The 17,920-nt window shown below is 50.0% G+C and carries 17 protein-coding genes; 1 reads left to right on the forward strand and 16 read right to left on the reverse strand.

Features of this window, described 5'->3' with window-relative positions; translation table 11 throughout:
• Positions 1-202: 202 nt before the first annotated feature.
• On the forward strand, positions 203-2,485 hold the full coding sequence (locus VC28_RS13490; RefSeq protein ID WP_049631091.1) for a methyl-accepting chemotaxis protein: 2,283 nt from the start codon (positions 203-205) through the stop codon (positions 2,483-2,485).
• An 8-nt stretch (positions 2,486-2,493) separates the two neighbouring features.
• On the opposite strand, the gene VC28_RS13495 is transcribed toward VC28_RS13490, so the two are convergent.
• The 16 genes from VC28_RS13495 to VC28_RS13570 form a co-directional block, all read right to left on the reverse strand.
• Positions 2,494-3,012: a GDYXXLXY domain-containing protein gene (locus VC28_RS13495; RefSeq protein WP_049631092.1), complete on the reverse strand. Its 519-nt coding sequence runs from the start codon at positions 3,010-3,012 to the stop codon at positions 2,494-2,496.
• Position 3,013: 1 nt separating this feature from the next.
• Positions 3,014-4,066 (reverse strand): DUF4401 domain-containing protein, encoded by a 1,053-nt coding sequence (locus VC28_RS13500; RefSeq protein ID WP_049631093.1) that lies wholly within the window; start codon positions 4,064-4,066, stop codon positions 3,014-3,016.
• Complete coding sequence (locus VC28_RS13505; RefSeq protein ID WP_049631094.1) at positions 4,063-5,049, reverse strand: DUF2157 domain-containing protein; 987 nt, start codon at positions 5,047-5,049, stop codon at positions 4,063-4,065. Before VC28_RS13505 ends, VC28_RS13500 begins: the two co-directional genes overlap by 4 nt.
• 89 nt (positions 5,050-5,138) lie before the next feature.
• Entirely contained in the window at positions 5,139-6,107 is a 969-nt protein-coding gene (locus VC28_RS13510; RefSeq protein WP_049631095.1) for a class 1 fructose-bisphosphatase, read from the reverse strand.
• A gap of 29 nt (positions 6,108-6,136) precedes the next feature.
• Positions 6,137-7,216, reverse strand: a complete 1,080-nt coding sequence (fbaA, locus tag VC28_RS13515) for a class II fructose-bisphosphate aldolase (protein ID WP_197085531.1) — start codon at positions 7,214-7,216, stop codon at positions 6,137-6,139.
• Positions 7,217-7,428: 212 nt separating this feature from the next.
• Entirely contained in the window at positions 7,429-8,190 is a 762-nt protein-coding gene (gene tpiA / locus VC28_RS13520) for a triose-phosphate isomerase (RefSeq protein ID WP_049631097.1), read from the reverse strand.
• A gap of 227 nt (positions 8,191-8,417) precedes the next feature.
• A complete protein-coding gene (locus VC28_RS13525) occupies positions 8,418-10,034 on the reverse strand; it encodes a sensor domain-containing diguanylate cyclase (protein ID WP_049631098.1) in 1,617 nt (538 codons plus the stop codon).
• Positions 10,031-10,456: a type 2 periplasmic-binding domain-containing protein gene (locus VC28_RS13530; protein ID WP_231591755.1), complete on the reverse strand. Its 426-nt coding sequence runs from the start codon at positions 10,454-10,456 to the stop codon at positions 10,031-10,033. The genes VC28_RS13525 and VC28_RS13530 overlap by 4 nt, the downstream gene beginning before the upstream one ends.
• Complete coding sequence (locus tag VC28_RS13535) at positions 10,456-11,721, reverse strand: hypothetical protein (protein ID WP_231591756.1); 1,266 nt, start codon at positions 11,719-11,721, stop codon at positions 10,456-10,458. The genes VC28_RS13530 and VC28_RS13535 overlap by 1 nt, the downstream gene beginning before the upstream one ends.
• A 130-nt stretch (positions 11,722-11,851) precedes the next feature.
• Positions 11,852-12,733, reverse strand: a complete 882-nt coding sequence (locus VC28_RS13540) for a response regulator (protein ID WP_049631099.1) — start codon at positions 12,731-12,733, stop codon at positions 11,852-11,854.
• An 80-nt stretch (positions 12,734-12,813) separates the two neighbouring features.
• Complete coding sequence (locus tag VC28_RS13545; RefSeq protein WP_049631100.1) at positions 12,814-13,197, reverse strand: TfoX/Sxy family protein; 384 nt, start codon at positions 13,195-13,197, stop codon at positions 12,814-12,816.
• Positions 13,198-13,517: 320 nt separating this feature from the next.
• Positions 13,518-14,669, reverse strand: coding sequence for an AGE family epimerase/isomerase (locus VC28_RS13550; RefSeq protein WP_049631101.1), 1,152 nt, complete (start codon positions 14,667-14,669; stop codon positions 13,518-13,520).
• A gap of 464 nt (positions 14,670-15,133) precedes the next feature.
• Positions 15,134-16,102 (reverse strand): AgmX/PglI C-terminal domain-containing protein, encoded by a 969-nt coding sequence (locus tag VC28_RS13555; protein WP_049631102.1) that lies wholly within the window; start codon positions 16,100-16,102, stop codon positions 15,134-15,136.
• A 1-nt stretch (position 16,103) separates the two neighbouring features.
• A complete protein-coding gene (locus VC28_RS13560; RefSeq protein ID WP_049631103.1) occupies positions 16,104-16,622 on the reverse strand; it encodes an ExbD/TolR family protein in 519 nt (172 codons plus the stop codon).
• Entirely contained in the window at positions 16,619-17,167 is a 549-nt protein-coding gene (locus VC28_RS13565; RefSeq protein WP_049631104.1) for an ExbD/TolR family protein, read from the reverse strand. Before VC28_RS13565 ends, VC28_RS13560 begins: the two co-directional genes overlap by 4 nt.
• A 34-nt stretch (positions 17,168-17,201) precedes the next feature.
• On the reverse strand, positions 17,202-17,882 hold the full coding sequence (locus tag VC28_RS13570; RefSeq protein ID WP_049631105.1) for a MotA/TolQ/ExbB proton channel family protein: 681 nt from the start codon (positions 17,880-17,882) through the stop codon (positions 17,202-17,204).
• Positions 17,883-17,920 lie beyond the last annotated feature (38 nt).

A 17,920-nucleotide genomic window follows, 5' to 3' on the forward strand; every position in this document is an offset into this window, starting at 1 on the left:
GAGCTCAAGGATGAGACTATCGCCACGTCATTACCAAAAACACGCGATTTAAAATTTAATATAACCGGATCGCGCCAGAGCCTGCACCAACCAATTATTTTATTGGGAAAAATACCCAATAAAATCCAAACCGCAGTATCTGTAATAAAAATGTCATAGACAAAACCTACATTGCCTGAGATTAATCAGGCAATGTATTGTTATGAAAATTTCTGCGCGTTTAATGTTGGGTGCCATAGCAATGACTGGGATTGCTGTGGTGTTAGCGGCTGGCACTACCAGTTGGTTAGCACTGAAAGAATCCAAGCAGGCGCTGTCACAAAATCTGGAACAACAATTTCAGGCACTGGCAGAAAGCCGCGCCCAGGCAATCCAATCACAATTTACCAGCTACTCTGATTTGTTATTGTCGCTATCCCACGGGCGCATGACGCAGGAAGCGGTGTTCGCATTAGTGCGGCCATTTGCATCCTATCGCTATGAAGTAAGCCCGCTATCCATCGAAGAACTGCGCAGCCAGTTAACCCAGTGGTATCAGCAAACCTATTTACCCTATGACCGGCAAAGCAACCGCACGGCTGCGCCCGATACCTCACAATGGGTGCAACAATTTTCATTGGAAACTTTATTAATCCAACATCATTATCTGCAACAAAATTCGCAGCCTATGGGCCAATTGGATTTAATGGATGATGCTGCCGACGCAACCATTTACGGACAACAGCATCGCCGCTACCAAAGCAGTTTCCGCGATTTGGTTAATCGTTTTGGTTTTAGCGATTTACTCTTGGTAGACAGCCAAAGTCTCGCCGTTATTTATTCCGTTGCCAAAACACCGGTGCTGGGCAGCTCATTAAAAGATGAGCCGTTTTCTAAATCACCTTTGGCAACACTCGCCCAACAATTGCAAAATGCCGATGGCAATCAATTGCTGCTGTCAGAGTTCCATCACAACCAATGGCGTTTTGGCGAGCATCTGGTTTATTTGGGCGTACCGGTTTTTCACGATGCGCAAAGCCCGACCAAAGCGATTGGTTTTTTAATTGCAGAAATTCCGGCAGCGCGACTTACCAATATCATTAGCGCCAACCAACGTTGGCAAACACTTGGCTTGGGCAATACTGGCGATATTTATCTTGTCGATTCCCACCATTCATTAATTACCGGGTTGCGCGCCGAACAGGAACAACCTGAAACACAAACCGGTGGCTATCGCACCATCAACACCGTTCCTGTTAACCAAGCACTTGATGGCAAACGCGGTGTAGGTGAACAACAGGATTATCGCCAACAAACTGTAGTCAGCAGTTGGCAACCATTGCAGATCCACAACCAATCATTTGCATTAATTGCCCAGCAATCACCTGAAGAAGTATTTTCTTCGCTTGATCATTTGGAATTTACCGTGTGGCGCAGCGTGATTATTGCGTGCCTGGTGTTATCGATTATTGCAGCCGGATTTGCTTATGTGTTTGCGCAATTTATTGGCAATCCGTTAAAGCAATTGGCGCAGACAATTAAAACCGCAGCACAGGAAAAAAATCTCGCCAGCCAATTTGCAGTGCAGCGCAACGACGAGCTGGGCGATATAGGCCGCTCACTGAATTATTTATTCAGCGAATTAAATTCGGTGATGCATCAGGTCAACAGCTCCAGCGAGCAAAGTTTGCAAGGCGCACTGGAAAATGTCACGACTACTCGCCAGTGCCGCGATGAAACCGCGCGCCAGCGCCATGAGATGAACCATGTTGGCGCTGAAACCGAAGCGGTGGTGAAATCCATGAGCGACATTACCCATCGCCTGAATGCCGTTACGCAAAAAATAAATCAGGCGATGCTGGCGGCGAGCGATGGAAAATCGCGCGCAACCCGTGTCGCCATGCAAATGCAAACACTGGCAGAACAAGTGGGCGACTCCTGTTCAACACTAGGGGAATTGCGCACCGCAACAGATAATATTGGCTCGGTGCTGGATACCATCCACAGTGTTGCCGAGCAAACCAATTTGCTCGCACTCAACGCCGCCATTGAGGCAGCGCGAGCAGGTGAGCACGGGCGCGGTTTTGCAGTGGTGGCAGAAGAGGTGCGCCGCCTTTCGTTTGATACACAAAAAGCGACGGGTGAAATCAATAAAATGATTGATCACTTACGCACAACCGTACTGCAAATTTCAGAAGGATTGGAAGCGGAACAAAAAACAGCGCAGGCTTGTTTGCAAGAAACCAATGCGACACAGGAGTCACTCGCCCACGTACAACACGCCGTGGCTGATGCCAATACTATAGCGCAGCACATCAACACCAGCGCACAGGATGAAAGCAGCCGCGCACTTGCGATGCGCAGCCGCTTGATTAAATTGGTAACGGGGATTAATGAAACGGATATCGCGATTGCGCGTTTAGCTGAGGGCGCTGAACAACAAAATGCATTGGCAAACAAAGTCATGACGGCGGCAAAAGTGGTGAAGTTTGCACGCAGTCATTAATATCAACCTCACTCGCCGATGATGTGTTTGAGGTCTTTATCGAACATGCCTGCTAACAACACTTCTCCGTTAGCGTTGACTCGGAATTGGCCGTAACGCGCAGCCTCGTAAGACTGCGCATGCCCCTCCTGAAAAAAGAAAGCATTGGTTGCAAATTTAACCGCGCCGTTTCGCACACGGTATTGCAGTTTAATTTCGTTCTTATCCAACACACCGCCAGTGTAAATCCGCACAAAGTCTGCGCGGCTCTCTGCATCCAGTTTAACGACAACAAAACCATCGCCTGCATCAGCATTGCGGTTCCAACCGCGATAATTATCTGATTTTGGCAACGCATCGTAAATCTGCTGCGCCACACGGAAATTCAACGCCATGTAATCACCTTGCATTAATGAGCGAGGATCAACCGGAGCCAATTCCAAATACACAATGTCGCCATGAGCAAGGTGCTTTTCTTTTTCAATAATTGACCAATTTACTAACCCGAGTACCACTACCAGTGCAGCGACTGCGACAACCTTAGACATATTATTCGCCCTCCTGCACTGGAAAAAATGTCACCAACGCCCAGCGCAAAGCCAACAACACCACACCAATCAACAATAAAGAAAGCGATTTCTGCAGCAGCGTCGTATCAAGACAATAGTAATAGGTAGACAGGTAAGCGAGCAGCGATACAACACCGAGCCCCATCAGGATGCGATTACTATTTGCAAACCCCAATAACAACACCGCCATGCCCACGGTGATTCCTCTCGCCTCTAACGAGACAAGGCATAACAACAAGGTGCCAGCAAAAACCGCGACAGGTATTTTTTCACCCAGCGAATGAAAATGCCTACGCAATAATTGTGCGACCATCCAGAGCACAACCATACCGCTTAGCACTTCAGCCATCCAGGGTTGCACAACGCTGTGGCTGACATCGTAACGCCAATCCCATAAATCACTGGAAAACCAACTGGTTCCATTAATGATCAAGAGCGCAAATACCAACCCATAACCAACCGGCTGCATAAGTGAAAAATAATTTGGATAATGAAATTCATTCAGCCACACCCAAACCGTTACCAACAATAAAATACTGCCAAACACAAACGGAAAACCCAGCGACATCATCGCAATATAAAACGCTACAGCTGCACAAAAACCGGAAAAAACGCGGTGGAGATAACTGGGTATTAACACCACGAGCATCAACTGGGCAAGACCTATTGAAAACAAGACCAGACTGTCGTTATTGATAAGCCCAAATAGCGCAAAAATACTCAAACCCTGACCGGCGAGACTAATCGCCAAGGCAAGATGTTCTGTAAATTCATTTTTTGCGCTGCGAAAAATAATGCACGCAATGCCGATCATCAGCACACCCACCACCAGTGCAGTGGAAAGCTCGCGCCATAAATCCGATAGCGACAGACCGACAAACCCCATCAGAAATAACGCAGCTAACCAGCCAGATATTCCTAACAACACTTTGATATACCAAGGCGATGCGTCTTTATTTTTTGCGGGCATATCGCCTTGAACTACTCCTGCTTGCTGTAATGTTTGCCAGAGTATTTGTTGTGTGCGGCTCATAGATCCAACTCCTTATGCACTTTGCGCAACCACATAGCGGCGGCGGTACTTAATCCGATTATCGATAATGCAATTAACAATAAACCGCTGCCATCATCCAAGGTGCTGAATAAATTGTCGGTCATCAGCGCAACAACAACTGAAATCACCGATAAACACGCACCGGCGAGCATAAATAAATCGGGCCGCTGATAGCGGTAATAACCCAGTAGCGCGGCCATATACGCAAGCCATGCCGCAAAATGGATGATCGCATTAGCCTCGCGCTCAAAAATACCGTAAAACGCCAGACAGGTCGCGGCAATACCTGCGGCCACTGCAATTATCCGTGTCGCCCAAGCTGAGCGCAGCCAGGCTAATGTTTTAGCGAGCAATTCCCAACAGACCAACGCCGTCGTATTGAACAAAAATAAACCCCATATCAGCGCGAGATCGGAATGAAATAAAAAGCTGAAGGTATTGCGAAAGGTCTTGAAATACAGAATGGCCGATAAATTCAACAATACCAGCCACACAATCCACAGCGAGGGAAAACGCGCGAGCAATGTCCACGGCAGAATCAGCAGCGCCCAATTAAAAAATAATTGCCAGGGATCGGCTCCGGTTTGGTACGTCTGGCCGAAAAGCGCAAGCAAAATACCCAGGCCGATACTCGCCATACATAACGATAATTTGCCCAACACCGGATGCCGTTGCCATTTGCAATATCCGGCAACACTCGCTGCGATAAATACCTCGACCATCGCAAATTTTGCAAAGCGACCGAGGTTGTCCCAGTTGTAGGCAATAAAAAATAGCAGGGAAAATACCAGCGCAAGAGCGCCCAGCCACAGCAATAGCTGCTCAATAAAATGTCGCCATCGCTGGCGGTCAGGATAAAGCCCAGCCAATTCAAGCGCTGCCGGGATTTGCTCCGGCGGAAGCGCGCCCCGCTCAATTAATTCAAGCAATGGGGCGCGATTTGAAGGTTCTGTTGGTTGCATGGTGGTTCTTCCTGTTGAACACAGTTGTCCGCACCATAGTAGAGAGTGACTGCCGTTATTGCCAGCACCCGATTAGCCAGACGAGAAGGCTATTGCAAATAACCCAAACACTCACTCACTTCATTTGCTGAACCTAAAATTACCGCCACACGTTCATGCAATTGCGTGGGTTGGATATCCAAAATTCGCTGTGTTTCGCTGCAGGCTTTGCCACCGGCATTTTCAATTAACATCGCCATGGGATTGGCTTCATACAACAAGCGCAACTTTGCTGGCTGTTTGGCGTTGCGGTTATCGGACGGATATAAAAATATTCCGCCGCGCGTCATTACGCGGTGCACATCGCCCACCATGGCCGCGTTCCAGCGCATGTTGTAACGTTTGCCTCGCGCACCGGTTTCACCCAGAATCAGATCATCAATATAGCTGCGCATATTGTCATTCCAGAAACGCGCGTTGCTCATGTTGATGGCAAATTCTTGTGTGTCCTGCGCGATGCGGATGTGGCCGGCAGTCAATAAAAAATTACCCTGGGTAGAATCCAACGTAAAACAGTGCGTGCCTTTGCCGGTGGTGATGACTAATAGAGTAGATGGGCCGTAGAGCTCATAACCGGCGCAGACTTGTTGTGCACCCTTCTGTTTAAATTGTTCTTCACTGCCATGCGCAATACCATCCAGCACGCGATAAATACTGAAAATAGTTCCAATCTGGCCGTTGATGTCGATGTTGGATGAACCATCGAGCGGATCAAAAGCCACCAGATATTTTCCTGCTGCGTTGCCAGCCACAACGGTGTCTTCCTCTTCCGATGCGATAGCAGCGACAGCACTGTTGGCGAGCAGCAAATCTTTTAACAATTGGTTAGAAATCACATCCAATTGTTTTTGCGTTTCGCCCTGGATATTTTCATCCTGTGTTGAACCCAACACACCGGCAAGAGCGCCCTGACGCACAAGGAAAGCAATTTCTTTGCTCGCATCGACGATGGTTTCGATCACCCGCACAAGGTCATCAGCTACATCGTCGCTGCGCAAGACACTGAATAAATTTTTCATGTGTTTACTCTTCAATAAATCTGTTGCATTTACCGATAACGATTAAGGCAGTTCAAATCGGCAAAGGATTGTTCAAGGCGCTTCACCATGTACTCTTCACTTTTACGCAGCCAAACGCGTGGGTCGTAAAATTTTTTGTTGGGTTTTTCATCGCCCTCGGGGTTGCCAATTTGACCTTGCAAATAATCGGCATTGGCTTTGTAGTAATCCATAGTGCCTTCCCAGAAAGCCCACTGGGTGTCGGTATCGATATTCATTTTTACCACACCGTAGCGGATGGATTGCGCAATATCTTCCGCATCAGAACCCGAACCGCCGTGAAAAACAAAATCGAGGCTGTTGTATGGCACACCGAATTTTTCACTCACGTAGGTTTGTGAGTTGCGCAAAATTTCTGGCGTGAGTTTGACGTTGCCCGGCTTGTAAACGCCATGCACATTGCCGAAGGAAGCCGCGATAGTAAATTTGTCGCTGATCGGGCGCAATTTTTCGTAAGCGTAGGCTACATCCTGCGGCTGGGTGTAGAGCGCGGAATTATCCAGATGGCTGTTATCGACGCCATCTTCTTCGCCACCGGTGCAGCCCAATTCAATTTCAAGCGTAATGCCAAGCTTGCTCATGCGCGCGAGATAGTGCGCCGAGATTTCAATATTTTCTTGCAGCGATTCTTCCGATAAATCAATCATGTGCGAACTGAACAGCGGCGCGCCGGTTTGTGCAAACTGTTTTTCGCTGGCATCGAGTAAACCGTCGATCCAGGGCAATAATTTTTTGGCGGCGTGGTCGGTGTGCAAAATCACCGGTACACCATAGGCAACCGCAACAGTGTGGACATAATGAGCCGCCGCGATTGAACCGAGAATAGAACTGCCCTGGCCATCGAGCTTGATGCTTTTACCGAGAAAAAATGCCGAGCCGCCTTGCGACAATTGCACAATCACTGGCGAATTCACTTTGCGCGCCGCTTCGAGCGTAGCGTTAATGGTATTGGTGTTGGCTGCATTCACGGCAGGATACGCAAAGCCGCCTGCTTTGGCGGCATTGAATAAGGTTTTTACCGCATCGCCAGTGGCAACACCGGGGGCAACAAGGTTAGCGAGACTGTTCATCATAAAATCCTGAGCTGTGGTTGATTTTTGTGATGACCGAGTTATTCGCCGATTGGATTTTTTAGTTTTTCTTTTTTGATTTTTCTATTGGAGTAGCAACTTTTTTATAGTGGAGTCGTCATCCTCGCGCAGCGGGGATCCATAAGTTTTAACGCAACATCAAACGCTGGACTCCCGCACGCGGGAGTGACGTTAACAACATTTTCTATACATCACCCTGCGATTTCTGATGCCTGTTCGCAAATCGCCACAAAATGCCCCGGGTCCAAACTGGCACCGCCGACCAGAAGGCCATCGATATCCGTTTGTTGCAATAAATCCTGCGCATTGCTTTTGGTGACGCTGCCACCGTAGAGAATGCGCACACGGTTTGCAGTGGCCTGATCAAAAATATGCGCGAGTTCCGCGCGGATAAATTGATGCACTTCCTGCGCGATTGCCGGTGTTGCTGCAAGGCCGGTGCCAATCGCCCAAACGGGTTCGTAGGCGATGCATAAATCCTTGCCGGTCACATCAATATCGGTAAGGCCGCCGCGCAATTGCTCACGCAAAATTCGTTCAGTGATATTGGCTTCGCGCTGCTGCCGGTTTTCACCGACACAGAGCACTGGCAGTAAGTCGTGATTCAATGCGGTGCGCACTTTGATCTGACAGCCCTCGTTATTTTCCGCAAACATGGCGCGGCGCTCCGAGTGACCAATCAAACACAACGAGCAGCCCGCCTGCTTGAGCATTTGCGCGGAGGTCTCACCGGTGTAAGCACCGGATTCGTAGCGGCTCACGTTTTGGCTGCCAATCTGCAATTCGGAATATTGCAAAAAGGTCATCATGTCGCGCATGTACAAATAGGGCGGACAGATGGCGATTTGCGCAGCAAAGTGTTTACCGATAAACGAAGCCACCGAGGTGCAGATCAGATCCAGACCGCCATTCAATTTCCAGTTGGCGATTACAATGGGTTTGCGTTGTTTCATGGTGAATAACTCATGTAAGAAAAAACACCCCTGTTGCTGTGGGCGGGCAACAGGGGCAGTTCTGATAGAGAAAATGCTACACAGGGGAATGAAATCGGGCAATAGCGAAGCAGAATTATTTTGCTTAAAAATGGTTTTTTGTAGAAATTAAATCCTAAATAAACAGCTAAAACACGTGTAAACGTTTCATTTAAACCGCAAATAAAAATGTAAACGTTTACATTTCATCATTGCGCAGGCACATCCTCATCGACAGCGGAGACACCTTCGGGGCAGTAGATGGCATAGTTATTTTTACCCTGCCGTTTGACTGCATACATGGCCTGGTCTGCATGCTTGCGCAAGCTGAGCGGGTTGTCGCCGTGGTCAGGGTAAAGCGCAATCCCGATACTCATACCGATCTTTTCCAACACGCCGGGCTGCACATCGATCGGAATTTGCTGGGCATCGAGTATTTTCCGGGCGATGCGCTCAACCATATCGATATTCCCCGCGTGGTTGAGCAGCAGCAAAAACTCATCGCCACCCAAACGCGCAACCACATCGGATTCACGCACCAGTTTGCGCAGACGCTGGGCGACGGTGTACAAGACTTTATCGCCAGCATCGTGGCCGTAGGTGTCATTGATGAACTTGAAGCGATCCAGATCGATCATCATGATGGCGAACTCGGAGCCGCCAACGGGAGCTTGCTGGACCAGTTCAGCCAAAGCGGTCTCCGCCGCCTGACGATTACTCAACCCGGTGAGACTGTCCTTTTCTGCCAGTTCGCGAATGCGGTCTTCGGAATATTTCCGCTGGGTAACGTCGTACATAACACCTTCTACCGTCACCCCTTGTTGCGCGTTGCCCGCCGGGGAAAAAATGCAGTGCACCCAGCGCACCCCATCACTGTTTTCGCAGCGGATTCTCAAGTCAGCAGAGTGGGGGCGCTTACTGATCAGCGCCAGCTTTATCAGGGAAGCGGCCTGCTCCTGATCAAGAAAAACCCGCGCAACAATATTGTCATCCACATGCTCTACCGGATGATTTTCAGCTAGCCCGGTCAACCGGAAAAAGGCGGGGTTTGCAGTCACCAACGTACCCTGTTCGCGCACCAAAAAAATACCGGCACTGCTGTCTTCAAAAATACCGCGAAAGCGCGTCTCCAATAATTCAACGCGATGGCGCAATTGGCGCTCCTCTTCCAACATTTTTTCAACCGTGTGCAAAAGCGCGTTGATGTCGCCAGCGAGCAAACCAATTTCATCACCGCGGTGCAGGTTGTGCACATCAAGCCTGCTGCCATCGCCGGGAGTAATGCGATGCAAGCGGCCGGACAAATAGGAGAGTGGCCGCGTCATCATTCCGTACACAAGAATTAATACCAGGAGCGCAACGACGGCGGCCTGCGCAGCGAGCCCCATTGCTGTTGCCATAGCAGAGTCGCGGGCGCGCAATGCAATGAGCGGAATATTGGGCGCAACAGCAAGCTCACCGACAATTTCTTTTTCATCAAAAGGGGAGTGCAGCACAATGGAAATCAATGGATTTTTTTTGCTGTCCGCAGATTTTCCGTTTTGACCGATGATTTCATTGTTGGCTGTGATTTTTGCACCGACCACAATATCGTTTTGTGTCAGACCAGAGACTACCTGCTGCGCCAATTCACGGTTGCCAACATAGGCGGCAATAGCGGCAGTAGCCTGTACAGTTTCCAGCAATTGCTGCACCGAACGCTCACTGTCACTGAATGAATTTTCGTAACTGCGCTGATAAAAAAATTGCGATGACACTATCACCACAAACAGTGCCGCTGCTGCAACGCTCAGTGAAACTTTGATGTGCAAACTTTTGATATTCATTCGTCCAACGCCAGCTCCATCACCACTTTGACATTTGCCGGCAGCGGCTGTTTGCTCACATAGGCAATTGCTGCCGGTTCAGCGGCCACTTCTTGTATCAACGCTTTTTCATCAGCCACTTGCCGGGGCGGCGACATGCGCCCGGCAAACACCAGCGTCGCCCAATAGGCATCGACCTGGGCTTCGTTTTTGCCGGTGAGATATTTGTAAAATCCGGCGCGCAGCGGTGTGCCCGCTTTTAAATCCAGCGTTTGCGCTGGTTGTTTGTTGGGGAAGACCGATACACGCCCCATAAACAAATCCACGATTTGTTTTTTCTCCAGTGTCGCCACCGGATTGTGCGCGTTAACGATCACCAGTATTTGCGCCTGGAGCGGGCCGCTGAGGATCAGCGCGACAATTAACAACATCACTCTGGCCATTAGAAAAGCACATCCCACGCGAGGCTGGTGACAACCGGTTTCTGGTTTTCAAGGACCGGCCGGGTATTGTCGGTGCGCAGCCAAAGATTGGTGCCGGTTTTATCGACATCAATCTGCTCCAGCTGGAGCTTGAGCGCCATTTTGGGTGTGAAATCCCAGCGCGCGCCTATTCCGTAGCTACGCTGCTTGATGCGCACACCGTTCAGGGTTCGCTCAGTCGCACGCGCAAGCAAATCAATTTGTTGGTCGATAGGGTCAGAGAATGAAATTCCCGGGCGTATCACGGTGATACTCGGGTTTTCAGGTTCGGCATAGCCTGCCAGCAGGTAAATACCCAGATCGCCAAAACGTTTACCTGCACTGAGGTAGGCGTGCTGCCCTGCAGCAACCAATGTTAGCTCTGAGCCCAGGCGCACATATTCGCCCTGCACCCACCAATCGTTATTGTCGTAATTCAAACCTATCTGGTTGTAGTCAAACTCTTTGTTTTCGGTTTCCAGCAGAGTGCTGTAAATAGCGGCGTTGGTCCACCAAGGTGCCAATGATTGCAAGCCACCGCGCAAGGCTTTGGTATGGTCACTGTTCATCTCTACCCGGGCATAGGTATAACGCAGTTTCCAGTAACCCCACTCAAGGCTGGTACTGGCACCATAAACATCAAAATCAATTTTGATGCCCTGCCCATCATTAAAACCCGTGGGATATTCTTCGTCGGAATTGCCATAAAAAGCTTTGATGTTGAGCATGGCATTGCCCAGCTCGATACGTTTGCTGATATCTGCACCATCAAAGTGGTAGAGCGACGTAATACCATAAAGGTCGTGAGGCGGGCGCACCCAGGGAATGGCGTACCCTACCTGGCGATACTCGGAGAGCATAAACACATCCGCCCCCAAACGCCCGAGCCGCAGATCAAAGCCATCTACCGGGCGATAGCGCACAAATGCCCATTCCACCGACTCGGCAAGGCCATTATCAAAACGGTCTTTTCCGACCAGCTGCACCATAGTGCCCCACTCGGGCGACCAGTCCGCTTGCCATTGCAACCCCACCAGCGAGTCACTTTTCCAGCTGCCACTGTGTTCATAGGCACCATCGTCTTTGGTGACATCGCGCCGGAACACCAGCTCCGGGTTGTCGCTAATAGCGAGGCCAAGCGTGGCAAAACCGGAGAGCCGGTGCTCAACATCCGCGCTGGCGAAGGGGGCGGCACAGGCCAATACCAGTGCCAAAAGAAAGGAGGAACGGCGATCAATCAACATCATGGGCAACACAACCTGCTAGTCCGGTCAGCGCCAGCCCGGGCTGGAACACACACTACGCTGAACCCAAAAATCGGATGAAAATAAACAGAAACATGGACTGAGTATAGTCAGCTCACCGGGCTTTGCAGGTTTACATCTGGGCGATGTATTTGGAAAGGGTCTCAAATTTTTCAGCATCGTTATCCACAAAACGGATAACAATTTTGACTACGTTGGTGTCGGGGCGATTCTCTCCCGCCTGAATGCTATGCACATAGCCGTTCACCCGCGCCAGATTATTGCCATCGCCCGTTTCTATATCGACTACCGCCTGCTCGAACAGTCCGGGCAATCCGTCGGCGCGCTGCATCAAACAACTCATCAACTGCAGAGACATTTCGCGGATCACACACGCAAAGGTGCGATTATTGGGAAAGCGCAATTGCGCCTTGCCCTTGGCGCTCTTGGCAGGTGCCTCCACCGCTTTGATCGCCGGTTTTGCGCCGAGCGCACTGGCGCTGTTATTGGCAAAAGGGTTGGCAGCCACAGGCCTGGCCGCAACGGGGGCTGCCGCTGCACCGCCAGTGAGTACATCCACTGAGGCAAACGCAATTCCCTGGGTGCTGCCACCACTGGCGCGCTGGGCAGGCGTTTTGCCGATGATTTTTAGTTGCTTGAACACTTTTTTCAGCAACTCTTCGGCCGAAAATGGCTTGGTCAAATAATCCGACACCCCAAGTTCTATCGCCTTGACGATATGGTTGCGGTCACCGCGACTGGAAATCATGATGAAAGGGACATTGCCAGCATTGGGCATAGAGCGCACAGAAGTCAGCAATTCTGCGCCGGTCATGTTTGGCATTTCCCAATCGGACAGGATGATATCTACCGTTTGGCTTTTCATTTGCGACAGTGCGCGGGCACCATCAGGCGCATCGATAATCTCGACACCGGGAATTTTATCGCGCAATTGTTTTTTGATCATATCGCGGATAAAGGTAGCGTCATCCACCACCAGGATACGGATACCCATGATGCAGCCCTCAAGAGAATATCCCTTGAGCCTAGCCCAGCTTTGGGAATTTGCGCATTAACGCGCACAGGTAAAAACACTCAGGCGCGTTGGCGCAAATGGCGAATCGGTGTTTCGACGGTGGTTTCATCATCGCGGTAATCGCCCGCTTGGGCGGCTTCAACTGCAATTCTCAACCAATGGCGCAATTCTGCGGGAGCGTTGAGCACCTCATCGGGCAACTCAAAAAAACAGGACTCCACCTGAACGCTTGCACGGGGCTGGAACGACTTCATGGATTTTTGCAGGTAGAGCGGGCGGGAGTATTCATCGGCGCGGAAATACAGGCGGTCATTGACCACAATGGCAAACTGGACACCGCGATAATAAATTCCTATACCGTTGAATATCCGGCGGTAAGAAATTTCTGCCACACGAGAAAGGCTAGCGATAACGCGGTCGATGTACGTATTGCTGACGGTCATTATTGTGCGCCTCTAGCGTCCGTTGGCAGTTGCAGGCTCAGTAGGATGTGTGCCAAAACGCTCAAGCATGGCAGCAAAACTCTAGGGAGTGGCGCATCCATTTGCAACGGTTTACTAATACCATTTTCTGCGCCAAAGGTAGCATAGTAGACTTTTTAACTATATAAACTTTTTTGATGAAAATTTTTTGGTTTATGCAAATCAGTAAGAGCACTCAGGTACACGGATAAAACGCCAGAGTACAGGGATAAAACAGGGTACAAGGATAATAATAGGGGGAGCCTGTTTCCGGCTCCCCCACTCCAATGACGCATCTGGGGTTACTGGGCAGCCAGCTCAAAGTGATCCTGCAGCTCCATCGCCGCCACAATCAGATGGTACAGCGTACTGGCAGGCGCAATATCGACCACCACTTCATCATTGGTACCGCGCTGGTCTACATAGGAGCCGGGGGTGGACGCACAAAGGTAATAGGTGAATAGATCATCTACCGCTTTTACCGCAATGGCTTCAGCCTGTGGATTGCCCGCGCGGATCTGCACCAAACTCGCTTTGATCAGCTCAGTGATTCCCCAACAGCGCTTGTTGCGGTCAATCACGTCACCGGTGTAGGACACAGCATCAAACAGCAATCCGGATTTATCCATGCCGATTTCAAGACCGCGCGAATACAGCGCCTTGGTGTAATAAGCAACCGGGCGACCGGTACGGCGATGATACCAATCCAGCAGCCAGATCCACTCCATCATATGGCCAGGCTCAACCGTATCGCCTTTGGCATTGGGCAGGCGCTTCCAGTTTTCGTCAAAAAACTCAAACAACACCCCGTGCTCCGCATCGAAAAAATGCGCCTGAAACAAGGCAAACAACTCCCCTACGCGCGCCAGATACTTCGCATCGCCGCTGGCATCATAGAGCGCGAGAAAGGACTCAAACAAATGCATATGGGGATTCTGACGACGGCAGGCGTAGTCGTAATCACCTTCAATCCAACCGCCGACTGCAGAGCCGAAACGTGCATCCAAATGGGCGATCAGCCTGTCGGCCTCTTCCAGATAGACTTTTTCGCCCGAGGCGCGATAACACCAGGCGTTAGCCAACAGGAAAAAGGCATGGTCATACAGATCTTGTTTGGTATCGATGACTTTCCATTCGCTATTCAGCAAATGGGTATAGCCACCGCCCGCCGTTGGATGGGCAGCGGTTTTGTGGACAAAATCGAGCAGGTTTTTAGCAACGGTTTTGCCCTCTGCGCACCAGCCACGGTGATAGGCAGCGGCAAAGAAAAACGCTTGTCGCGCTTGCACCCGCACACGGGTACTGCACGTCAGGTCAGGTACACCGGCGGGCGTTAACCGCTCATAGTTGGCCTTGGTTTGTGGCTCTATGCCGCGTGCCAACCACAGAGGCAGGGCATCATTTTTGATCCAGTTTTCCAGGCGACTGGCCGCCGCTCGCAATGCTTGTGTCATAAGAATTCCCAATTCGCAGCGCCGCCCCTGGCGAGAAAGTAATGATCGGATGAATTGCGGCTGATGTAGCAGGGGCATTGTGCGCGAGGAACAACAGAGGCGCAAATCGCATATAAAAAACCCCGGCGAACCGGGGCGCAAAAACACAACAGCGGGCTATGGCTTAGCAATTCATCATTCAATAGGACTGCTCAGGACTCCGCGCCTTCCGCCACCATAAGATAACTTTCACACGCAAAAAGTAACCGTTTGCAATACTAAATTAATGAATAAAAAGACATTAGCGACAATATTATCCACATAAATGTAACCGGTTTCAATAAATCCATTATAAGTCTCGCCAAATTTTTAGATATGACACAAGGGTGCGACACATAAATTGCCGCAAAGGATCACAAAATCAGAAGATTATTGGGGCAGCTATAAAAAACCCCGGTAAACCGGGGCTCTGGAAGGATGGAAAACTACTGGGGCAGGAAATCAAAAGTCTGGTTGAGCGTTGTTCTTGCCACATTGGATGCAGGGAAAACGATCTGTTTGATGCGCAACAGGATCTTCGCTTCCAGATCGCTATCACCCAGTTCGCTGGATACCAGCGTAGCTTCAACTATACGACCATTGGGATCGATGACGATTTTCACCACCATCTTGCCTTCAAGTGCAGCATTCTGGCGCAAGGCACGATTGTAAATCGAATAAATAGCGCCTTTATGCTGCTCCATAATTTTGCGGATTTCTTCCTCGCTGCGCGCCGCTCCCCCTGCACCATTGCTATTACCCGCCGTTGCCTGGCCGGATTTTTTAGTGCCATCGGCAAGGCCGCTTTTGACTTTGGTGGTCTCACGCCCGGACAGCGCAACACCGCCGGTATCGCGGCTGAGGTTTGCGGTATTGATGCCGCCGCTGGCTTTTTTGGCTGTGCTAGTCAGCATAGCGCGATCAACCTGCGCAGCTTCACCCGTGCTATTAGTTACGGTGGTTGCTGCCGTTTCTACCGCTGAGGTTTGCAGCATATCGCGCATTTCAGCGAGGTCATCTTTAAACTGCATAACACCGCTGTTTTCCGCTTGCTCGCGCGCTTTTTCCACGGTTTGTTTCGGTGGCGCTTTTACTGGCTCTTTGGGCTTTTCAACAGGCTTGGGCTCCGGTTTTACCTCTTCGGGTTTTGGCTCCGGCTTTTTCTCTTCCGGTTTTGGGGGCTCAACCGGTTTGGGCGGTGGCAACTCCTGTTTTTCCAGCACCACGCGCGCCAATTGTGGCGGCAACTTTTCTTTTTCCTCGCGCGCGATGTCAGGCACATTGACCAATGTGACAATCACACTCGCCACCACCATCGCCACCAAAAATCCCGACAGGATTTTGGTAAAGCGTTTGTCGTCTTCGATGGACGAGCTCCAGGGCAGCGCCAGATTAAACAGTGGGCTAGTGGCCATATCAGCCTCCTCCCGCATCGGCGCTAATGTCTTTTTGCGTCACTGCAAGTGATATGGCGCGATACTCTGCTGCTGCACAGGTTGCCATGATTTTTTTCAGAGTTGCATAAGGCAGCTTCTGGTCAGCCATGATAGTTACAGGGCGACCCGTTAATTCCTCTTCCGGTTTTAACGGACCCGCTTTCTGCGCCTGATATTTCAACTCCGTTTCAAGCGGGATAAATTTATCATCCGTACTGGCCAACAATTCCGTCACTTTGCCCACACTGCGCCCGCCGACCATTACATCGGTTGCGCTCACAACGACCAGCAAATTATTTTCCGGCACTTGCTCGGAAACCGATGCCGGTAATTTGATGCTTTTATCTGCCTGTAAAACTTCTACATCACCGGAATTTACCAACAGGAAAAATACCAGAATGGTAAAAATATCCATCAGCGACACCAAATTTAATTTGGATGCCTGATTCAAACGACGGTGATGTTTTGCCATACGCTTGGCGCGCAGCGATTGCTTCATTGCGACCCTCCTGCAGCAGGCGCTACAAGACCGGTTGATTCTCCTGGTGGCGGTGCATCACCCAAGGCAATTTCCGGAAATAATTCTGCATCCACAACCGATGCAGCAACGACAGCTTTGAATGAACGCACCGTATCCATAGTGCTCACCAGCGTTTGGTAATCTGTTTCTTTTTCCGAAAGAATATAAATATCTTTTTTCTGGATACCTTTATCTTCCAACAGACGTTTGGTTTCCTGCAGCACACTTGCGAGCATCGTGTAGTCGTATTCGCCTGCAGGTGTCTTTTCAATCCACTTAAGTTTTATCCCCGCCGGATAATTCACTTCAAATTTGTCAGCGCGAATAATTAATTCCAATTGCTGCGGCGGCTCTTCCGTAGGTGGCGTGCTGGAATCTGCCATATCCGGCAATTTCAAATCCAATACGGTCGTGCGCGCGAGCACCATACTCATCAACAATACCGGTACCAATATGATCATCAAATTCATAAAGGAAGTAATGTCGAGGTCTGCGTCCTCTTTAAATCGCCGTTTAATGCGCATAGGTGTAAATCCTATTCGTTAGCCCGTTAAACGCTTATTGCGCCGCTTGTGGTTTTGCAGCAGAAGTATCCTGAGTGCGCGTGCGCGGAACATCTTGCACATGGGTGATGATGTTCAGGCATTTCACACCGGCCATTTCAAGGCTATCGATAATTTCAGTGGTTTTACTTTGCAGCATGGAGTGAATCAGCAGCAGAGGAATCGCCGCGACCAAACCAAACGCAGTGGTGTTCATCGCGACCGCAATAGATGAAGACAAGAGCGCCGCTTTTTCAGCGGGGTCTGCACTGGCCACGGCGGTAAATGCCTGAATCAAACCGATGATGGTGCCCAACAATCCAAGCAGCGTAGAAATATTGGCGAGTGTTGCTAAATAAGGCGTACGTTTTTCCAAACGCGGCATAGCTTCCATCACACCTTCTTCCATCGCCAATTCAACATCATCACGGCGCGGTGACTGCGCCATACGTGCGATACCCGCTGCGATAATACGTGCAATCGGTGCATCAACACTTTTGCCCAAATTGATTACACCCGCGTAATCTTTCTTCTGCAACATCGGCAATATGCGATCAAACGCCTGACGGTTGGAACTTTTGGCCGATGACAATACAACCCAACGTTCAACAGCGATTGCCAACCCCACCACCAATACCACCGCGATGGGATACATAAAGGCACCGCCTTCTTGAAAAAAACGAATCAGAGTATCCATAACCTTATTAACCTCGAAAAAAAGAAAACAAAAAAATA

It is taken from the genome of Cellvibrio sp. pealriver, from assembly GCF_001183545.1.
Taxonomy (GTDB): domain Bacteria; phylum Pseudomonadota; class Gammaproteobacteria; order Pseudomonadales; family Cellvibrionaceae; genus Cellvibrio.